The organism is Caballeronia zhejiangensis, assembly GCF_022879815.1.
Classification (GTDB): Bacteria; Pseudomonadota; Gammaproteobacteria; order Burkholderiales; family Burkholderiaceae; genus Caballeronia; species Caballeronia zhejiangensis.
The window spans coordinates 2424055-2442406 of record NZ_CP084283.1 but is presented as its reverse complement, the minus strand read 5'-3'; the positions used below and the strand labels follow the sequence as shown (position 1 = coordinate 2442406).

The following is an 18352-nucleotide window of genomic DNA, read 5'->3' as shown; positions in this document are numbered from 1 at the left end:
AGAATGCCTGCGCGCTCAGCGCAGATGCCGCGCGATCGCCCAGCGATAGCCGTCCGGATCTTCGATCTGCGCGAAGCGGTCGCCCCAGAACTGGTCCTGCGGCTCGATGAGCGCCTTCGCGCCGACTGCGAGCGCCTGATGGAACGTGGCGTCGACGTCATCGACGTATAAATAGAAGGACTGCGGCGCCATTTGCCCCGCGCTCTTCGGCGTGCGCGCCTGCGAACCGTACGCGCCTTCGGGCGCGAACATCACGATCAACTGCCCGCGATACGTCATCTCGACATGGATGACCGTGCCGTCGTCGTTGACGCTGTCGCGCACCGCGAAGCCTAGCGCTTTTTCATAAAACGCAATGCTCACGCGTGCGTCGCGCACGGTGAGATACGGAGTCAGCCAGGGCACGTCGGCGGGGCGAGGGTCGGTCATCGAAAGCACTCCTTGAAGCCTTGCTGCTGCACATTGGGAAACATTTTGCCATGAAGCCGTACGATCAATGGAGCGGCGAGGAACCTGCGCGATACGCCGCGCGCCGGACGGATTTCGCCAGATGAACGTCCGTTGACCGCGCGCGTTACCGTGTAAGGTCACGGATTGTCATGCTGCCGTGACAGTGTGGCGACGCGTGAAGTGCACGGAGCATGCCCGCGCCCGGGACGTCCGGACGCACCGGATTTGCGCCCTTACAGACGCGTGTCAATCGGACCGGTCTGTTAGAATGATGGGCTTCCGATCCTCGTCGTTTCTCGTCGTTTCCAAGTCGTTCCGGTCCTGAAAACGTGGTGTGTGCGGGTCCGGCCCGAGTGAGAAGTACTGCAAGAGAAGCACCGCGGATCATTTCAGCACCTGCCCAGACTCGACATGACGATCCCGACCTCCAGCCAGACCGCCCTCATGGCCAACGCAATCCGCGCGCTCGCCATGGACGCCGTTCAACAAGCCAACTCCGGCCATCCCGGCATGCCGATGGGCATGGCGGAAATCGGCGTCGCGCTGTGGTCGCGCCATCTGAAGCACAATCCCGCGAATCCGCACTGGTTCGATCGCGACCGTTTCGTGTTGTCGAACGGTCACGGCTCGATGCTGCTGTATTCGCTGCTGCACCTCACCGGCTACGACCTGCCGATGAGCGAGCTCAAGAACTTCCGTCAACTGCATTCGAAGACGCCGGGCCATCCGGAATACGGCATCACGGCCGGCGTCGAGACGACCACGGGCCCGCTCGGCCAAGGCGTCGGGAATGCGGTCGGCATGGCGCTCGCCGAGGCGTTGCTCGCCGCCGAGTTCAACAAGGCTGACGCGAAGATCGTCGATCACTACACGTACGTGTTCCTTGGCGACGGCTGCCTGATGGAAGGCATTTCGCACGAAGCCTGCTCGCTCGCGGGCACGCTCAAGCTCAACAAGCTGATCGCGCTGTACGACGACAACGGCATTTCCATCGACGGCCACGTCGAGCACTGGTTCCACGACGACACGCCGAAGCGCTTCGAAGCCTACGGCTGGAACGTGATCCGCGCCGTGGACGGCCACAACGTCGATGCAGTCGATGCCGCTATCGCCGCCGCGAAGAAGTCGGACAAGCCGACGCTGATTTGCTGCCGCACGGTCATCGGGAAGGGCGCCCCGACGAAGGCGGGCGGTCACGACGCGCACGGCGCGCCGCTCGGCGACAAGGAAATCGCGGCGACGCGCGCGGCGATCGGCTGGAACTACGGTGCGTTCGAAATTCCGCAGGAAGTGTATGCGGCGTGGGACGCGAAGGAACAAGGCACGCACGCCGAAGCGGAATGGAACAAGGCGTTCGACGCCTATCGCGCGAAGTACGCGTCGGAAGCGAGCGAATTCACGCGCCGCATGAGTGGCGAGCTGCCGCCGAACTGGGCCGAAGCTGCCGCGAAGATCATCGAGGACGCGAATCAGAAGGCCGAAACTATCGCGACGCGCAAGGCCTCGCAGAACGCCATCGAAGGGCTGGCCGCGGCACTGCCGGAACTGCTCGGCGGCTCGGCCGACCTGACCGGCTCGAACCTCACCAACTGGAAGGCTTCCAAAGCCGTTCGCGCCGCAGGCGACGCTGAAAACGCGAATCCGGAACACGCGGGCATCCAGTGGGGCAATCACATCAACTACGGCGTGCGCGAGTTCGGCATGTCGGCTGCGATCAACGGCATCGCGCTGCATGGCGGCTATCGTCCGTTCGGCGGCACGTTCCTGACGTTCTCGGACTACAGCCGCAACGCGCTGCGCGTCGCCGCGCTGATGAAGTCGCGCTCGATCTTTGTGTTCACGCACGATTCCATCGGTCTCGGCGAAGACGGTCCGACGCACCAGTCGATCGAACATGTGTCGAGCCTGCGCCTGATCCCGAATCTGCAGACGTGGCGTCCGGCCGATACGGTGGAAACGGCGGTCGCGTGGACGCATTCGATCGCGCACAACGGCCCGTCGACGCTGATTTTCAGCCGCCAGAACCTGCAATTCTCGCCGCGCAACGACATTCAGATCGCCAACATCGCGAAGGGCGGCTACGTACTGCGCGACTGGAACGACGATATCCCCGCGCGCAAGATCATCCTCATCGCGACCGGCTCGGAAGTGCAGCTCGCGATGCAAGCCGTCGAGGCGCTGGCGAAGGAAGGCATCGGCGCGCGCGTCGTGTCGATGCCGTGCACGAACGTCTTCGACAAGCAGGACGCCGAGTATCGTGAGCGCGTGCTGCCGAAGGGCGTGGCGCGCGTGGCGATCGAAGCGGGCGTGACGGATTTCTGGCGCAAGTACGTGGGCCTCGAAGGCGGCGTGGTCGGCATCGACACGTTCGGCGAGTCGGCTCCGGCGGGCGCGCTGTTCAAGCATTTCGGCTTCACGGTGGAGCATGTTGTCGCGACGGCGAAGGCCGTCCTCGCCGCGCAGTAAAATTCGCGGTCAGCGAAGCAGGTTTTTTTAAGCCAAGGAGATAGACCATGACGATTCGCGTTGCAATCAACGGCTATGGCCGTATCGGCCGCAACACGCTGCGCGCCCTCTATGAAAACGGCAAGAAGCACGACATCGAGATCGTCGCCATCAACGACCTCGGCGATGCCAAGACCAACGCGCACCTGACGCAGTACGACACGGCGCACGGCAAGTTCCCGGGCGAAGTGTCGGTCGACGGCGATTACCTCGTCGTCAACGGCGACAAGATCCGCGTTCTGGCGAACCGCAACCCGGCCGAACTGCCGTGGGGCGAGCTGAAGGTCGACGTGGTGATGGAGTGCACCGGCTTCTTCACGACGAAGGAAAAGGCGAGCGCGCACATCAAGGGCGGCGCGAAGAAGGTCATCATCTCGGCGCCGGGCGGCAAGGACGTCGACGCGACCATTGTGTACGGCGTGAATCACAACGTGCTGAAGGCGTCGGACACGGTCATCTCGAACGCATCGTGCACGACGAACTGCCTCGCGCCGCTCGTGAAGCCGTTGAACGACAAGATCGGCCTGGTGAACGGTCTGATGACCACGATCCACGCGTACACGAACGACCAAGTTCTGACGGACGTGTATCACGAAGACCTGCGCCGCGCGCGCTCGGCCACGCACAGCCAGATCCCGACGAAGACGGGCGCTGCTTCGGCCGTCGGCCTCGTGCTGCCCGAGCTGAACGGCAAGCTGGATGGCTACGCGATCCGCGTCCCGACGATCAACGTGTCGGTCGTCGATCTGTCGTTCATCGCCGCGCGCGATACGACGGTCGAAGAGATCAACAAGATCATGAAGGAAGCGTCGGAAGGCGAACTGAAGGGCGTGCTCGGCTACAACGATGCGCCGCTGGTCTCGATCGACTACAACCACAACCCGGCTTCGTCGACGTTCGATTCGACGCTCACGAAGGTGTCGGGCCGTCTCGTGAAGGTGTCGAGCTGGTACGACAACGAATGGGGCTTCTCGAACCGCATGCTGGATACGGCGGTCGCCCTCGCGAACGCGAAGTAAGTTTCAGCCTGCTGAAACGACAAAGCCGCTCTTCGGAGCGGCTTTTTTTTCGCCTCAAGCTTTGCTCGGAACGGGAAAATGCACGCCCGCGCGCTGCGCCGCATTGACGATGTGACCTTCGATCGCGCGGCCGGCCATCTCGCCGTCGCGCGCCTTCAAAGCCTCGATGATGACCGCGTGTTCGTGATACGTCGACAACACCAGTTCGCGCCGATAGAACGGCAGCCGCTGGCTCTCCTTCATGATGTCGGCGCTGCCGCGCAGGATCGATTCGATCGCCGCATTGCCCGCGAGACTCACGATACGCATGTGAAACGCGAAGTCGAGTTGCGCAGCTTCCTCCAGCGCCGATTCCGTCAACGCGACGTGCAGCGAGTCGAGATTGTTGTCGAGCCAGTCGATGTCCGCGTCGCCGATCGAATGCGCCGCGAGCCGCGCGACGAATCCCTCCAGCGCGAAGCGCATCTGATAGGTGTCGGGCAGCGAGGCCTGATCCGCGAAGCGCCACGGATGTGCGTTGCTTGCCTGCGCACTGCTGACATACACGCCTTTGCCGGGCCGGATATGCAGCATGCCGAGCGCTTCGAGCGTCGAGAGCGCCTCGCGTAGCGACGCCCGGCTGATCGCCAATTCTTCCGATAGCTGCCGCTGCGCCGGAAGCAGACTGCCGACCGGATACATGCTCGATTCGATGCGCTCGCGAATGGTCGCGATGGCGGCGTCGGTCACGGTATGCGGGACGTTTTTCATAGGAAGAAAACTGAATTGGCCGGTCTGACCGCCATTGTATGCGCGTGCCGTGCGCGCGTGTGAACGACCGTGTCGCGGCCATTTCCATACCCGGCCGGAACAGGGTAAACCGCTACCAATGCTTCCTTGACGGCTCTATATCGGCTTTCTAATATTCCCCATCACAGCACTGGTCCGACCAGTCGGAACAGTTGCTCTGGTCCCGAGACATTACACGAGGAGACGGTCGTGTCGAGATTTCTGAATTCGCTGTTCGGCAGGGTGATGATCGCGCTGGTCATCGGCGTGGTGGTCGGCGCGCTGTTTCCGCATTTCGGCCAGTCGTTGCGGCCTTTGGGCGACGGTTTCCTGAAGCTCATCAAGATGGTGATCGGGCCGATCGTGTTCTGCGTCGTCGTGAGCGGCATGGCGAGCGCGGGCGATCTGAAGAAAGTGGGACGCGTCGGGCTGAAGGCGGTCGTCTACTTCGAGATCATGACAACGCTCGCACTTGTCATCGGCGCGCTGCTCGCATGGTTCACGCGGCCGGGCGTCGGCATGAACATCGATCTGCATTCGCTCAATGCCGCGTCGCTCGCGACCTACACGGAGCACGCAAAAAGCCTGAAGGACACCGCGGGCTTCCTGTTGAAGATCATCCCCGACACCGCGATCGACGCTTTCGCCAAAGGCGACATCCTGCAAGTGCTCGTGTTCGCGATCCTGTTCGGCTCGGCGCTCTCGATGCTCGGCGAAAAGGCACAGCGCGTGACGGTTTTCATCGACGAGCTGTCGCATGTGTTTTTCCGCATCATGGCGTTCATCATCAAGCTCGCGCCGCTCGGCGTGCTCGGCGCGATCGCCTTCACGACCGGCCAGTACGGCGTCGCGTCGCTCAAGCAGCTCGGCCTGCTCGTGATTGTGTTCTACGCGAGCTGCTTCCTGTTCGTGTTCGTCGTGCTGGGTATCGTGATGCGCCTCGCGGGCTTCTCGATCTTCAAGCTCGTGCGCTATCTGCGCGAGGAATTGTCGATCGTGCTCGGCACCGCGTCGTCGGATGCGGTGCTGCCGCAGATCATGCGCAAGCTCGAATGGATGGGCGTGAAGGATTCGACCGTCGGTCTCGTGATTCCGACCGGCTACTCGTTCAACCTCGACGGCTTCTCGATCTATCTCACGCTCGCGGTGATCTTCATCGCGCAGGCGACCAACACGCCGCTGTCGATGCATGACCTGATCGTCGTCGTGCTCGTGTCGCTGGTGACGTCGAAGGGCGCGCACGGCATTCCCGGCTCCGCCATCGTGATTCTTGCCGCGACGCTCTCCGCCATTCCCGCCATTCCCGTGCTCGGCCTCGTGCTGATCCTGCCGGTCGACTGGTTCGTCGGCATCGCGCGCGCGGTGACGAATCTGATCGGCAACTGCGTGGCGACGGTGGTCGTCGGCGTCTGGGAGAACGACATCGACCGGGCGCGCGCCCAACGCGTGCTCGATCAGGACGCCGAGTATCGCTTCGTGCCCGCCGCGCCGCAATCGGAGCAAGGCGCGCACGGCAACGAACACGCGCACGCGATCTGACTCGACGCAACCCGGGCATTGAAATGAACGACTGTCGCGACACGCACCTCGCGGAATCGCGCATCTTCGGAGGAATCGAATGAAAACATTGACGCTCGAACCGCTCACGCGCGAAGCCTTCGCCCCGTTCGGCGATGTCATCGAACTCGAAGGCGCGCGTCATTTCCCGATCAACGCGGGCACGACGGAGCGCTTTCACGATCTCGCGAACGTGGAAGTCGGCTTCGAAAGCGGAGGGCGGCCGCTTATCAACGTGTTTCGCGGCCAGCCGCGCCCGCAGCCGGTCGTGGTTTCGATGATGGAGCGCCATCCGCTCGGCAGTCAGGCTTTCGTGCCGCTCGCGGACGTGCGCTATCTCGTGGTCGTCGCGCCTGCGGGCGAGTTCGATGCGGCTGGTCTGCGGGCCTTTTACGCCCGCGGCTGGCAGGGCGTGAACTATGCGCGCGGCGTGTGGCATCACCCGCTGATCGTGCTCGACGAGCCGGGCGATTTCATCGTCGTCGATCGCGGCGGCGACTTGCCGAATTGCGACGAAATCGACCTGCCCGAACGTTACGCGCTGATCGAAGCGGCCGCGCGCGCAGCTTGATACAACATGCGGTAATCGAAATGCAATTGCGAATCGATCGCATGCGCATAACATGAAACGTACGGGCGAAACGAAACCGCCGTCCATCGCGAGATGAACGGCGGTTTTTTCATCCGCGCGCCCAAGAGCGGCGCGCGAAGCTCAATGCTTGCGGTGCGGGCAGTTTTCCTTCGTGCATGCGCCGTACAGCGCGAGCGCATGCTCGTGGAGCTTGAAACCGCGTTCCTTCGCGATCGATTGCTGACGGCGTTCGATCTCCGCATCGAAAAACTCTTCGACGCGGCCGCAGTCGATGCACACGAGGTGATCGTGGTGCGATCCCTCGTTGAGCTCGAAGACGGCCTTGCCCGATTCGAAATTGCTTCGCGACAGCAGGCCGGCTTGCTCGAACTGCGTGAGCACGCGATAAACCGTCGCAAGACCGATATCGAGCTCTTCGTTGAGCAGGCTTCGATACACGTCTTCAGCGGTCAGATGGCGCACCGGACTGTGCTGGAAAATTTCGAGAATCTTGAGGCGGGGCAGGGTCGCCTTGAGCCCGATATTCTTGAGATCGGCGGGATTGGTCATGGCTAGGCATCCCTAGAGTACAATTCAAGGTTCTCATAGTAATGCGTTTTGCCAAATCCTGACATCCCAAGCGGCGTCAAGGCGTCAAGGTGAATTAGCTGAATGAGGGCCGAAATGAGTGCGGCCTTGAAGCGCCTCGCGTGAAAGGTGAAATGTTTTCCAAATATTTATCGAATTGCAGGGAGAGCCGTCGCATGCGGGGAACCGTAATAGCAGCAACCTTGGCCGCATTGCTCGCCGGCTGCTCGACGTACGACAGCGTCACGCAGAAGATCGCGCAAAGCATCACGCCGTACCGGATCACGGTTGTGCAAGGCAATTTCGTTTCGGCGGAAGCCGCGGCGCAGATGCAGGTCGGCATGTCGCGTGATCAGGTGAAGCAACTCCTCGGCACGCCGCTTCTGACGGACATGTTCCACGCCGATCGCTGGGACTACGTGTTCTATTTCAAGCGTGGGTCGACATCCGTCGTTCAGCAGCGTGACTTCGTCGTCAACTTCGCGAGCGATCGCGTCGTGAGCTGGTCGGGCGGCGAGAATCTGCCGTCGAACCTCGAGCTGCTCGCCGAAATCGACGGCGACAAGGGCGTCAAGGTCGCGAAGCCTGCGACGCCGGCGGCGGCATCCGCGCCGGTGGCGTCGACCGCGGCGGTGACAGCGCCGGTCGGCGAGCCGTCGACGCAACCGAATACGGCAGCGGCATTTGCCGGCGATGCGAACCAGGAAGCCGCGCAGGCCGCGAACCGCGCAACGGCGCAAGTCGAAATGCCGACGGGGCGTCAGCGCTCCTCGGCGTTCAGCAGCGCGCCGACGAGCTCGGGCGGCGCGCCGGGTTCCACCAACAGTTCCGGCAGCAACTCGCAGATTCAGCTGCAGCGCCGCCCGCAGACGATCAACATTCCGGACAGCAGCGCGGTCGGTCCGGCGGGTTCGTCGCCGGCTCCGGCCAACGCAAGCGGCCAGGCGCAGTTCTATCTGCCGCAGCAAAGCCAGTAAGCAGTTCAGCCGCTCGAGGACGAAGCCGCGCCATGCGTCGACGCGGCGCCGCTTCATCCGCACAGCCCATTCGCATCATCCGTCGCGCGCGCCGCGCGCGATTCAACACGAGACTGCCATGAAGATCGCCATTGCCGGCGCGTCGGGCCGCATGGGCCGGATGCTGATCGAAACCGTCCTCAACGAGCCCGAAGCGCAACTCGCCGGCGCCCTCGACCGCCCCGGCGCGCCGCAGCTCGGACAGGACGCGGGCGCGTTCCTCGGCAAGACCACGGGCGTGTTGCTGACGGACGACATCGAGTGCGTGTTCGCCGACGCCGACGCCCTCATCGACTTCACGCGTCCCGAAGGCACGATGGCGCATCTGGAAGCGGCGCTGCGGCACAACGTGAAGATGATCGTCGGCACGACCGGCTTTTCGGACGAGCAAAAGGCGCAACTGAAGCAGGCGGGCGAGAAGATCGGCGTCGTGTTCGCGCCGAACATGAGCGTCGGCGTGAACGTCACGTTGAAGCTGCTCGAATTCGCCGCGAAGCATTTCGCGACCGGCTACGACATCGAGATCATCGAGGCGCACCATCGTCATAAGGTGGATGCGCCGTCGGGCACCGCGCTCGGCATGGGCGAAGTGATCGCCAAGGCGCTCGGCCGCGATCTGAAGGACTGCGCCGTGTACGCGCGCGAAGGCGTGACCGGCGAGCGCGATCCGTCGACGATCGGCTTTTCCGCGATTCGCGGCGGCGATATCGTCGGCGATCACACGGTGCTCTTCGCGGGCATCGGCGAGCGCATCGAGATCACGCACAAGTCGGCGAGCCGTCTGTCGTACGCGCAGGGCGCGCTGCGCGCCGCGCGTTTCCTCGAAGGGCACGACAAGGGCTTCTTCGACATGCAGGACGTACTCGGCCTGCGCTGATTTTTTTTATGGCAGCAACGGGCGTCATTCATTACCTTCAATCCGGCGATGCCGTGACGCACGCGGTCGCGGGTCTGCTGCTCGCCATGTCGCTCGCGAGCTGGTGTTTCCTGCTCGTGAAGGCGTGGATTCTGGCGCGCGCCAAGTGGCAAGGTCCACGCGCATTGCAGCGTTTCTGGCAGGCGCCGAGTTTGAAGGATGGCATCGGCGCATTGCAGCGCGCGGATCGCGAGCGTGTGTTTCTGCCACTCGCTGAAGCCGCGTGGCGCGCATCGGAAGCTGAAATGCCCGGCGCGATGCTCGCCCGCGTCGAGCGCAGCGAGCGCGTGTTGCGCGCGCTGCGTCATGCGTTGCTGCGTTCGCAACGAAGGCTCGAATTCGGTCAGGTTCTGCTCGCATCGGTGGGGAGCACGGCGCCTTTCGTCGGCTTGCTCGGCACCGTCTGGGGCATTTATCACGCGCTGTCGAACATCGCGTCGAGTGGTCAGGCGATGATAGAAAACGTCGCCGGGCCGGTCGGCGAGGCGCTCATCATGACGGCGTTCGGTCTCGTCGTCGCGATTCCCGCCGTGCTCGCGTACAACATTCTCGGGCGCTACGTGCGGCAGATTTCCGAGGAACTCGACGGATTCGCGCACGATCTGCATGCGTTCGTATGCGGTCCGGCCGAATAGGAGCGCGGCGATGGCCTTCGGCGGACTCGACAAGAAGACAAACGGTGCGCCGATGGCGGACATCAACATGACGCCGCTCATCGACGTCATGCTCGTGCTGCTCGTCATCTTCATCATCACCGCGCCGCTTTTCACGCACGCGATCTGGCTCGATTTGCCGAAAGTCTCGTCGCAGCCCGCGCGCGAGACGCCGCAAACCGTCACGCTGTCCATCGACGACGCCGGCAAGCTCTTCTGGAACGACACGCCCGTCACTTTCGATCAGATGCGCGCGCGTTTCGCCGACGCGGGCAAGCGCGCGCAGAAGCCGGAACTGCATCTGCGGGCGTCGAGCGCGACGCGCTACGACGTCATCGCGCAGGTAATGGGCGCGGCGCAGCAGGCCGGTCTGGAGCGCATCGGCTTCGTCACGCAGCCCGCGAAACCGCAGCAGCCAGCGCGCGCGCAATAAGCGCGCGAACCGGCGCGCATCGAACGGTATAATCGCGGTTTCCCCGTTCGGCGGGCCTTGGCCCGAGCCAGCAGGCCCGAATTCCGACGCCGCGCCGTGTCAGCAATGCCGCAGCGCCCGGACTCGTTGCCCGAATCGATAGCGGCGAGTCCCAAAGTCCGTTCCCAGCATTTGCCGAAAGCCAAACCACACCATGCACGATAAATACGCACCCGCCGACGTCGAATCCGCCGCGCAGAGCAACTGGCGCGCGAACGACGTCTACCGGACGACCGAGACGTCGGCCAAGCCCAAGTTCTATTGCGTCTCGATGCTGCCGTATCCGTCGGGCAAGCTGCACATGGGTCACGTGCGCAACTACACCATCAACGACGTGATGTACCGTTACTTGCGCATGAACGGCCACAACACGCTGATGCCGATGGGCTGGGACGCGTTCGGCATGCCCGCCGAAAACGCGGCGATGGCGAACAACGTGCCGCCGGCGAAGTGGACGTACGAGAACATCGCGTACATGAAGAAGCAGATGCAGTCGATGGGCCTCGCCATCGACTGGTCGCGCGAAGTCGCCACCTGCTCGCCGGATTACTACAAGTGGAACCAGTGGCTGTTCCTGAAGATGCTGGAAAAGGGCATCGCGTACAAGAAGACGGGCACGGTCAACTGGGATCCGGTCGATCAGACCGTGCTCGCCAACGAGCAGGTCATCGACGGGCGCGGCTGGCGCTCGGGCGCGCTCGTCGAAAAGCGCGAAATCCCGATGTACTACCTGCGCATCACCGATTACGCGGATCAACTGCTCGACGATCTCGACGGCCTCGGCTGGCCCGAGCGCGTCAAGATCATGCAGCAGAACTGGATCGGCAAGAGCTTCGGCGTGAACTTCGGCTTCCCGTATGAAATCGACGGCGAAGCGAAACTGTTGCGCGTATTCACCACGCGCGCCGACACGATCATGGGCGTCACGTTCGCGGCGGTCGCGGCGGAGCATCCGCTCGCCACGCGCCTCGCGCGCGACAACGCCGATCTCCAGGCGTTCATCGACGAATGCAAGCGCGGTGGCGTGGCCGAAGCCGATGTCGCGACGATGGAAAAGAAGGGCGTGCCGACCGGCTTCTTCGTCACGCATCCGCTGACGGGCGCACAAGTCGAAGTGTGGATCGGCAATTACGTGCTGATGTCCTACGGCGAAGGCGCGGTGATGGGCGTGCCGGCGCACGACGAGCGCGATTTCGCGTTCGCGAAGAAGTACAAGCTGCCGATCAAACAGGTGATCGATGTCGAGGGCAAGACGTACTCGACCGACGCCTGGCAAGAATGGTACGGCGACAAGACCGCGGGCAGGCTCATCAACAGCGGCAAGTACGACGGCCTGACGACGGAAGAAGCCATCGACGCGATCGCCGCCGATCTGAAGGCGAAGAACCTCGGCGACAAGCAGGTCACCTGGCGTTTGCGCGACTGGGGCATCTCGCGCCAGCGCTACTGGGGCACGCCGATTCCGATCATCCATTGCCCGTCGTGCGGCGACGTGCCGGTGCCGGAGAAAGATCTGCCGGTCGTGCTGCCGGAAGACCTCGTGCCGGACGGCTCGGGCAACCCGCTCGCGAAGTCGGAAGCGTTCGTGAACTGCACGTGCCCGAAGTGCGGCGCGGCGGCGAAGCGCGAAACCGACACGATGGACACCTTCGTCGATTCGTCCTGGTACTTCTCGCGCTACACCGCGCCGGACGCGCCGACGATGGTCGACGAGCGCACCGATTACTGGATGCCGATGGATCAGTACATCGGCGGCATCGAGCACGCGATTCTGCACCTCTTGTACTCGCGCTTCTGGACCAAGGTCATGCGCGACATGGGCCTCATCAAGTTCAGCGAGCCCGCGAAGAATCTGCTCACGCAGGGCATGGTGCTGAACGAAACGTTCTATCGCGAGGACGCGAGCGGCAAGAAGACTTGGTACAACCCGCTCGAAGTCACGGTCACCCACGATGAAAAGGGCCGCCCGACGGGCGCGACGCTGAACGCGGACGGCCAGCCGGTCGTGCTCGGCGGCGTCGAGAAGATGTCGAAGTCGAAGAACAACGGCGTCGATCCGCAAACGCTGATCGATCAGTACGGCGCCGACACGGCCCGCCTTTTCGTGATGTTCGCCGCACCGCCCGAGCAGTCGCTCGAATGGTCGGGCGCGGGCGTCGAAGGCGCGAGCCGCTTCCTGCGCCGCGTGTGGCACTTCGCGCATGACAACGCCGATGCGCTGCGTCAGCACGCGAAGCTCGACGCATCGAAACTCGGCGACGCCGAGAAGACCTTGCGCCGCGAAATCTATACCGTGCTGAAGCAGGCCGATTTCGACTACGGCCGTCTGCAGTACAACACGGTCGTGTCCGCCGCCATGAAGATGCTCAACGCGGTCGAAGGCGCGAAGAACGTCGGCGCCGGCGTGCTGAACGAAACCTTCGGCGTGCTGTTGCGCGTGCTGTATCCGGTCGTGCCGCACATCACGTTCCAGTTGTGGTCGGAACTCGGCTACGAGAAGGAATTCGGCCCGCTCCTCGATGCGCCCTGGCCGAAGGTCGACGAAGCCGCGCTCGAGCAGTCGGAAATCGAGCTGGTGCTGCAGGTCAACGGCAAGGTACGCGGCGCGCTGACGGTCGCGAAGGAAGCATCGCGCGAAGACATCGAAAAGGCCGCGATCGCGCACGAAATGTTCGAGAAGTTCGCCGAAGGCCGCACACCGAAGAAGGTGATCGTGGTGCCGGGGCGCCTCGTCAACGTGGTCGTCTGATGCGCACAACCAAGGGAGTGGATGTGACCGGCAAAGTCAGCGCGAGCAGGCGCTCGTTTCTCTCGTTTGTCCCGCTCCTCGGCGGCGCGGCGATGCTGTCCGCGTGCGGCTTCCAGCTTCGCGGCCAGCAGGACTACGCGTTCAAGCGGCTCGCGATCACCGGCGGCACGCCGCAGATGGTCGCGCGCCTCGAGCGCATGGTTCAGGGCGGCAGCGACACCGTGATCGTCAAACCGTTCGAGAAGCCGGACGCGACGCTCAATCTGAACGAAGGCCAGGGCATGCGCACGCTGAGCCTGAACGCGCAGGGCGTGATCCAGGAATACGAGCTCGTCTTCTCGCTGAACTACACACTGCTCGGCGCCGACGGCACGTTACTGATTCCGCCGAGCACCATCGCGCTGAATCGCTCGATGACATACAGCGATCAATACACGCTCGCGAAATCGCAGGAAGCGACGCTGCTCTACAACGACATGCGCAACGACGCCGTCGATCAGCTGACGCGCCGTCTCGCGACCGTGCGTTCGCTGCACCCGGCGCCGGGCGAGCAGACACCGGGCGTCGCGCCGCGCGCGCCGCTGCCGGTGCCGCCGCTTTGATCGGCCGGGTTCGCTTGGCATCATGCAACTGAAGCTCGACGCGCTCGAAGCGCATCTCGCCAAAGGCCTGAAAGGGCTGTACGTCGTCTACGGCGACGAGCATCTGCTTGCGCAGGAAGCGTGCGACCGCATTCGGGCAACGGCGCGCGCGGCGGGCTTCACGGATCGCACTGTGTTCACGGTCGAGCGTGGATTCGACTGGAGCGCGCTCATCGGCGCAACGCAGTCGATGTCGCTGTTCGGCGACCGTCAACTGATCGAACTGCGCATTCCGACTGGCAAGCCCGGCAAGGAAGGCGCCGAAGCGCTGAAGACGCTCGCCGATGCCGATAACCCGGACGTCGTGACACTCGTTACGCTGCCGCGTCTCGACGGCGCGACGCAGAAATCCGGCTGGTTCACGGCGTTGCTGGGCGCGGGCGTCGCGTTGAAGGTCGATCCGATCGAGCGCGCGCAGTTGCCCATGTGGGTCGGCCAGCGCCTCGCGCAGCAAGGCCAGCGTGTCGCGCCGGGCGAGGAAGGGCGGCGCGCGCTGTCGTTCATCGCGGAACGCGTGGAAGGCAATCTGCTCGCCGCGCATCAGGAAATCCAGAAGCTCGGGCTGCTGTATCCCGAGGGCGTGCTCACGTTCGAGCAGATTCACGACGCGGTGCTGAACGTCGCGCGCTACGACGTGTTCAAACTCAACGAAGCGATGCTGACGGGCGATGTCGGCCGTCTCGCGCGCATGCTCGATGGCCTCAAAGGCGAAGGCGAGGCGGCAGTGCTCGTGCTGTGGGCGCTCGTCGAGGAAGTTCGCACGCTGCTGCGCATCAAGCGCGGCGTCGCATCGGGCAAGCCGCTCGCGACGCTCATGCGCGAGAACCGCGTCTGGGGTCCGCGCGAACGGCTGATCGGCCCGGCGCTCTCGCGCGTGACGGACGAGGCGCTGGAAAAGGCGCTGTCGCTGGCGGCGCGGCTGGATCGGCAGGTGAAGGGACTGTCGGGCAGCACGGGCAAGCGCGGCAGCGAGCCGCCGCCGGATCCGTGGGCCGGCATGTTCGAATTGGCGATGGCCGTCGCGCACGGCGGCAAGACGGCGCAGCCCGCGCCAGCGCCACGACCGCGTCGCTAGAACGCTTCCGTCACGCGCTGTTGCAATCTGTGCAACAGCTTAGAATGAACTTTTCGACGCGCGCAGCGCCGACGCAACGAGACCCACGATGAACATCGATCAATACATGACCGACCTCGGCCGCCGCGCCCGCAAGGCGTCGCGCGCGATGGCGCGGGCGTCGACGGCGGCGAAGAACGCGGCGCTCATCAAGGTGGCCGACGCCATCGAGCGCGAGCGCGAAGCGCTCAAGGAAGCGAATGCGCGCGATCTCGCCCGCGCGCGCGAAAAGGGTCACGACGCGGCGTTCATCGACCGCCTGACGCTTTCGGACAAGGCGCTGAACACGATGGTCGAAGGCTTGCGTCAGGTCGCCGGGCTGGCCGATCCGATCGGCGAGATCAGCGGGCTCAAGTTCCGTCCGAGCGGCATTCAGGTCGGGCAGATGCGCGTGCCGCTCGGCGTGATCGGCATCATCTATGAATCGCGGCCCAACGTGACCATCGACGCCGCCGCGCTCTGTCTCAAATCCGGCAACGCGACCATTCTGCGCGGTGGCTCCGAGGCGCTCGAATGCAACACGGCGCTCGCGAAGCTGATCGGCGTCGGGCTCGAAGCGGCGGGCTTGCCGCAGGACGCGGTGCAGGTCGTCGAGACGGCGGATCGCGCGGCGGTCGGCAAGCTCATCACGATGACCGAATTCGTCGACGTTATCGTGCCGCGCGGCGGCAAAAGCCTGATCGCGCGCCTGATGGAAGAAGCGCGCGTGCCGATGATCAAGCATCTCGACGGCATCTGCCACGTCTACGTCGACGATCGCGCCGATCTCGCGAAAGCAGCGGCCATTTGCGACAACGCGAAGACGCATCGTTACGGCACCTGCAACACGATGGAAACGCTGCTCGTCGCGCGCGGCATCGCGAACGAGGCGCTGCCGCAACTCGCGCGCGCGTTCCAGGCGAAGGACGTCGAGTTGCGCGTCGATGGGCAAGCGCGCGCCGTGCTCGAAGCGGCGCAGGTCGGCTCGCTCGTCGACGCGACCGAAGAAGACTGGAGCACGGAATATCTGGCGCCGGTGCTGGCGATCAAGGTCGTCGGCGATCTCGACGAGGCGATCGAGCACATCAACACGTACGGCTCGCACCACACGGACGCCATCGTCACCGAAGACCACGACCGCGCGATGCGCTTCCTGCGCGAAGTCGATTCGGCGAGCGTGATGGTCAACGCATCGACGCGTTTCGCGGACGGCTTCGAATTCGGTCTGGGCGCGGAAATCGGCATCTCGAACGACAAGCTGCATGCGCGCGGACCGGTCGGTCTCGAAGGGCTCACGTCGCTCAAATATGTCGTGCTGGGGCGCGGCGAAGTCCGTCAATAAAAATCAGAACCGATGCTCTGGATCAAATCGCTGCATATCGTGCTCGTCGCTTCATGGTTCGCGGGGCTGTTCTATCTGCCGCGCATCTTCGTGAACCTTGCGATGGAGAAAGACCCCGCGGCCACCGCGCGCCTGCTGCTCATGGCGCGCAAGCTCTTTCGCTTCATGACGTTCATCGCCGTGCCCGCGCTCGCGTGCGGGCTGTGGCTGTGGCTCGTCGTGGGCATCGGCGCGGGGCAGGGCTGGCTGCACGCTAAGCTGACGATCGTCGTCCTGCTGATCGCCTATCACGCATATTGCGGGCGCTTGCTGCACACATTTCAGCGCGGCGAAAACAAGCGTTCGGACAAGTGGTATCGGATGTATAACGAGCTGCCGGTGCTCGGGCTGCTCGGCGCGACGCTGCTCGTCGTGATCAAGCCGTTCTGACGCGTTCCTGCTTCACCAGATCGAGGACCATTTCCCCGAACACTTCGGGACGGCTCTCGAAGAAACGCTGGACCACATTCTTCTCGAGCATGTAGCGGCGCAGCGATTCGCGTTCTTCGTGATTGTTCGCGAGCCTGACCGCCGCTTCGATATATTCCTCGACCGTGTCCGCGACCAGCCAGCCGGGCATGTACGCGCGCATGAACATAGCGCCGTCGATGCGCTCGAACACTTCCCTTCCTGATACCGATATTAATCTCTGCGGTTGGCTTCTTCGCCGGATAGTCGACTGGCTCCATCGCGGGCGACGGCCGATGGGGCTGGCCATCTTTCGGAAGTTTCAATAGCTTTTCGCTGAAACATGCCAGATCGCCGACGTAATCGGCGGGAGCCGCATGTTCGACACGTTGATCGCCAGCAACGACATGCCCACGCTCCGCATGTGGAGACGTCGGGGTGTATCGATCATGTCAGCGTGGAAGACCGCAGGTAATGATTGCATGCGCACAGCGGCGCGAGCGCTTCGTCCGGCTTTCCGCCATAAACACAGATTTCAAAGCGCTCGACAGTAAAGGAACAGTCCACGTTCCATGGTCCTGCAAGACATCGGGTTGGTGGGAGAATAGGCGATCCATCGCCCTTCATTCGACGTCGAAGCGAACTTCGCCGTCTACGCACCCACACGCCGCCCTTCGAGCACGTCCTTCGCTTCCGCGAGCTTTTCCGCCAGCGCGGGTCCGCGCGCCAGGGCAAGACCGACTGCCAAAATGTCGCCGATCGCGAGATGTGAAACGCGCGATGTCATCGGCGAAAATATGTCGGTATCTTCATCGACGTTTGCGAACAATCCGACTGTGGCGAGACGCGCGAGCGGCGAATTGCCGTGCGTGATCGCAATGACCTTCGCTCCGCCATTCAGCGCCGATCTGCACGCGTCGAGAATGTCCCGCGTGCGTCCCGTATTCGATATCGCGACGACTACATCGCCCGCACCAAGAAGCGCCGCCGAAGTGGTGTACGTGTGCGGGTCCGAGTATGCGACAGATGGCACGCCCAACCGAAAAAATTTGTGCTGCATGTCGAGCGCGGCGATGCCCGAGCCGCCCGCGCCGTAGAACTCGATGCGCCGTGCTTCCGCGAGCATCGCGATCGCGGCCGCGACACTGTCCGACGACAGGCTGTTGCGCACCGCGATCAATGCGCCGATGGTCCGGTCGAGCACCTTCGCCGCGACGCCGGCGGCCGGTTCATCTGTGCGGACGTCGCGATACACGGTAGGAACATCCGCTGCTACCCCTTGCGCCAAGCGAATCTTGAACTCGCGAAATCCCGAAAAGCCGAGCGCCTGACAGAAACGCGCAATCGTCGGCTGGCTGACGCCCGCGCGCGCGGCGAATTCGGTCATCGAAAGGTCGAGCACCTCGCGCGGCGCTTCCAGCACGTACTCAGCCAGCTTGCGCTCGGACGGACGCAGTTGCGCGCGCATCGCTTCGACTTGGGACAGCAACATCGGAATTCTCGCCTATTCTGAAAATTGCTACGGACTATAACGGATGATCAGTTTTGTACAAATACTACATAAG

General features: G+C 63.5%; 18 protein-coding genes. 13 read left to right on the top strand and 5 right to left on the bottom strand.

Annotated elements, in window-relative coordinates:
* Positions 1-15: 15 nt before the first annotated feature.
* Positions 16-429, bottom strand: a complete 414-nt coding sequence (locus LDZ23_RS11665) for a VOC family protein (protein WP_008342874.1) — start codon at positions 427-429, stop codon at positions 16-18.
* A 432-nt stretch (positions 430-861) separates the two neighbouring features.
* On the opposite strand from LDZ23_RS11665, the gene tkt reads away from it, so the two are divergent.
* A complete protein-coding gene (gene tkt, locus LDZ23_RS11660) occupies positions 862-2916 on the top strand; it encodes a transketolase (RefSeq protein ID WP_244807624.1) in 2055 nt (684 codons plus the stop codon).
* Between the two features lie 47 nt (positions 2917-2963).
* The gene (gene gap, locus LDZ23_RS11655) at positions 2964-3974 is read left to right on the top strand and encodes a type I glyceraldehyde-3-phosphate dehydrogenase (RefSeq protein ID WP_008342872.1); all 1011 of its coding nucleotides are present in this window, start codon (positions 2964-2966) and stop codon (positions 3972-3974) included.
* A 54-nt stretch (positions 3975-4028) separates the two neighbouring features.
* Here the strand turns inward: gap and LDZ23_RS11650 are convergent, their stop codons facing one another.
* Entirely contained in the window at positions 4029-4724 is a 696-nt protein-coding gene (locus LDZ23_RS11650) for a FadR/GntR family transcriptional regulator (protein WP_244807623.1), read from the bottom strand.
* Between the two features lie 228 nt (positions 4725-4952).
* Here LDZ23_RS11650 and LDZ23_RS11645 point away from each other — a divergent pair, with 228 nt between their 5' ends.
* Both LDZ23_RS11645 and LDZ23_RS11640 read left to right on the top strand, forming a co-directional pair.
* Positions 4953-6281 carry a C4-dicarboxylate transporter DctA gene (locus LDZ23_RS11645; RefSeq protein ID WP_239295146.1) on the top strand — a complete coding sequence of 443 codons (1329 nt, stop codon included), beginning with the start codon at positions 4953-4955 and terminating at the stop codon, positions 6279-6281.
* A 79-nt stretch (positions 6282-6360) separates the two neighbouring features.
* Positions 6361-6870, top strand: a complete 510-nt coding sequence (locus LDZ23_RS11640; protein ID WP_008342867.1) for an ureidoglycolate lyase — start codon at positions 6361-6363, stop codon at positions 6868-6870.
* Positions 6871-7011: 141 nt separating this feature from the next.
* On the opposite strand, the gene fur is transcribed toward LDZ23_RS11640, so the two are convergent.
* A complete protein-coding gene (gene fur / locus LDZ23_RS11635) occupies positions 7012-7440 on the bottom strand; it encodes a ferric iron uptake transcriptional regulator (protein ID WP_008342866.1) in 429 nt (142 codons plus the stop codon).
* A gap of 194 nt (positions 7441-7634) precedes the next feature.
* On the opposite strand from fur, the gene LDZ23_RS11630 reads away from it, so the two are divergent.
* The 9 genes from LDZ23_RS11630 (at position 7635) to LDZ23_RS11590 (ending at position 16769) form a co-directional block, all read left to right on the top strand.
* The gene (locus tag LDZ23_RS11630) at positions 7635-8435 is read left to right on the top strand and encodes an outer membrane protein assembly factor BamE (RefSeq protein ID WP_033537302.1); all 801 of its coding nucleotides are present in this window, start codon (positions 7635-7637) and stop codon (positions 8433-8435) included.
* 118 nt (positions 8436-8553) lie between these two features.
* Positions 8554-9351 carry a 4-hydroxy-tetrahydrodipicolinate reductase gene (dapB, locus tag LDZ23_RS11625; RefSeq protein ID WP_244807622.1) on the top strand — a complete coding sequence of 266 codons (798 nt, stop codon included), beginning with the start codon at positions 8554-8556 and terminating at the stop codon, positions 9349-9351.
* Between the two features lie 8 nt (positions 9352-9359).
* Positions 9360-10025, top strand: a complete 666-nt coding sequence (locus LDZ23_RS11620) for a MotA/TolQ/ExbB proton channel family protein (protein WP_239295143.1) — start codon at positions 9360-9362, stop codon at positions 10023-10025.
* A gap of 10 nt (positions 10026-10035) precedes the next feature.
* Positions 10036-10476 (top strand): ExbD/TolR family protein, encoded by a 441-nt coding sequence (locus LDZ23_RS11615; RefSeq protein ID WP_244807621.1) that lies wholly within the window; start codon positions 10036-10038, stop codon positions 10474-10476.
* A gap of 193 nt (positions 10477-10669) precedes the next feature.
* Positions 10670-13264: a leucine--tRNA ligase gene (leuS, locus tag LDZ23_RS11610; protein ID WP_239295141.1), complete on the top strand. Its 2595-nt coding sequence runs from the start codon at positions 10670-10672 to the stop codon at positions 13262-13264.
* Between the two features lie 92 nt (positions 13265-13356).
* Entirely contained in the window at positions 13357-13866 is a 510-nt protein-coding gene (locus LDZ23_RS11605; RefSeq protein ID WP_404989936.1) for an LPS-assembly lipoprotein LptE, read from the top strand.
* A gap of 22 nt (positions 13867-13888) precedes the next feature.
* Positions 13889-14980 (top strand): DNA polymerase III subunit delta, encoded by a 1092-nt coding sequence (gene holA, locus LDZ23_RS11600; RefSeq protein ID WP_008342853.1) that lies wholly within the window; start codon positions 13889-13891, stop codon positions 14978-14980.
* Positions 14981-15068: 88 nt separating this feature from the next.
* The gene (locus tag LDZ23_RS11595; protein WP_175982778.1) at positions 15069-16340 is read left to right on the top strand and encodes a glutamate-5-semialdehyde dehydrogenase; all 1272 of its coding nucleotides are present in this window, start codon (positions 15069-15071) and stop codon (positions 16338-16340) included.
* A gap of 12 nt (positions 16341-16352) precedes the next feature.
* A complete protein-coding gene (locus LDZ23_RS11590; protein WP_008342849.1) occupies positions 16353-16769 on the top strand; it encodes a CopD family protein in 417 nt (138 codons plus the stop codon).
* Here the strand turns inward: LDZ23_RS11590 and LDZ23_RS11585 are convergent.
* Positions 16756-17001: a hypothetical protein gene (locus LDZ23_RS11585; protein ID WP_244807619.1), complete on the bottom strand. Its 246-nt coding sequence runs from the start codon at positions 16999-17001 to the stop codon at positions 16756-16758. The two genes, LDZ23_RS11590 and LDZ23_RS11585, sit on opposite strands and share 14 nt — an antisense overlap.
* A 438-nt stretch (positions 17002-17439) precedes the next feature.
* Complete coding sequence (locus LDZ23_RS11580) at positions 17440-18279, bottom strand: MurR/RpiR family transcriptional regulator (RefSeq protein WP_034471506.1); 840 nt, start codon at positions 18277-18279, stop codon at positions 17440-17442.
* Positions 18280-18352 lie beyond the last annotated feature (73 nt).

Bases quoted from the DNA above. Each gene is read 5' to 3' on its own strand.
- LDZ23_RS11665 (WP_008342874.1), bottom strand. From the start codon at position 429: ATGACCGACCCTCGCCCCGCCGACGTGCCCTGGCTGACTCCGTATCTC.
- tkt (WP_244807624.1), top strand. From the start codon at position 862: ATGACGATCCCGACCTCCAGCCAGACCGCCCTCATGGCCAACGCAATC.
- gap (WP_008342872.1), top strand. From the start codon at position 2,964: ATGACGATTCGCGTTGCAATCAACGGCTATGGCCGTATCGGCCGCAAC.
- LDZ23_RS11650 (WP_244807623.1), bottom strand. From the start codon at position 4,724: ATGAAAAACGTCCCGCATACCGTGACCGACGCCGCCATCGCGACCATT.
- LDZ23_RS11640 (WP_008342867.1), top strand. From the start codon at position 6,361: ATGAAAACATTGACGCTCGAACCGCTCACGCGCGAAGCCTTCGCCCCG.
- fur (WP_008342866.1), bottom strand. From the start codon at position 7,440: ATGACCAATCCCGCCGATCTCAAGAATATCGGGCTCAAGGCGACCCTG.
- LDZ23_RS11630 (WP_033537302.1), top strand. From the start codon at position 7,635: ATGCGGGGAACCGTAATAGCAGCAACCTTGGCCGCATTGCTCGCCGGC.
- dapB (WP_244807622.1), top strand. From the start codon at position 8,554: ATGAAGATCGCCATTGCCGGCGCGTCGGGCCGCATGGGCCGGATGCTG.
- LDZ23_RS11620 (WP_239295143.1), top strand. From the start codon at position 9,360: ATGGCAGCAACGGGCGTCATTCATTACCTTCAATCCGGCGATGCCGTG.
- LDZ23_RS11615 (WP_244807621.1), top strand. From the start codon at position 10,036: ATGGCCTTCGGCGGACTCGACAAGAAGACAAACGGTGCGCCGATGGCG.
- leuS (WP_239295141.1), top strand. From the start codon at position 10,670: ATGCACGATAAATACGCACCCGCCGACGTCGAATCCGCCGCGCAGAGC.
- LDZ23_RS11605 (WP_404989936.1), top strand. From the start codon at position 13,357: ATGCTGTCCGCGTGCGGCTTCCAGCTTCGCGGCCAGCAGGACTACGCG.
- holA (WP_008342853.1), top strand. From the start codon at position 13,889: ATGCAACTGAAGCTCGACGCGCTCGAAGCGCATCTCGCCAAAGGCCTG.
- LDZ23_RS11595 (WP_175982778.1), top strand. From the start codon at position 15,069: ATGAACATCGATCAATACATGACCGACCTCGGCCGCCGCGCCCGCAAG.
- LDZ23_RS11590 (WP_008342849.1), top strand. From the start codon at position 16,353: ATGCTCTGGATCAAATCGCTGCATATCGTGCTCGTCGCTTCATGGTTC.
- LDZ23_RS11580 (WP_034471506.1), bottom strand. From the start codon at position 18,279: ATGTTGCTGTCCCAAGTCGAAGCGATGCGCGCGCAACTGCGTCCGTCC.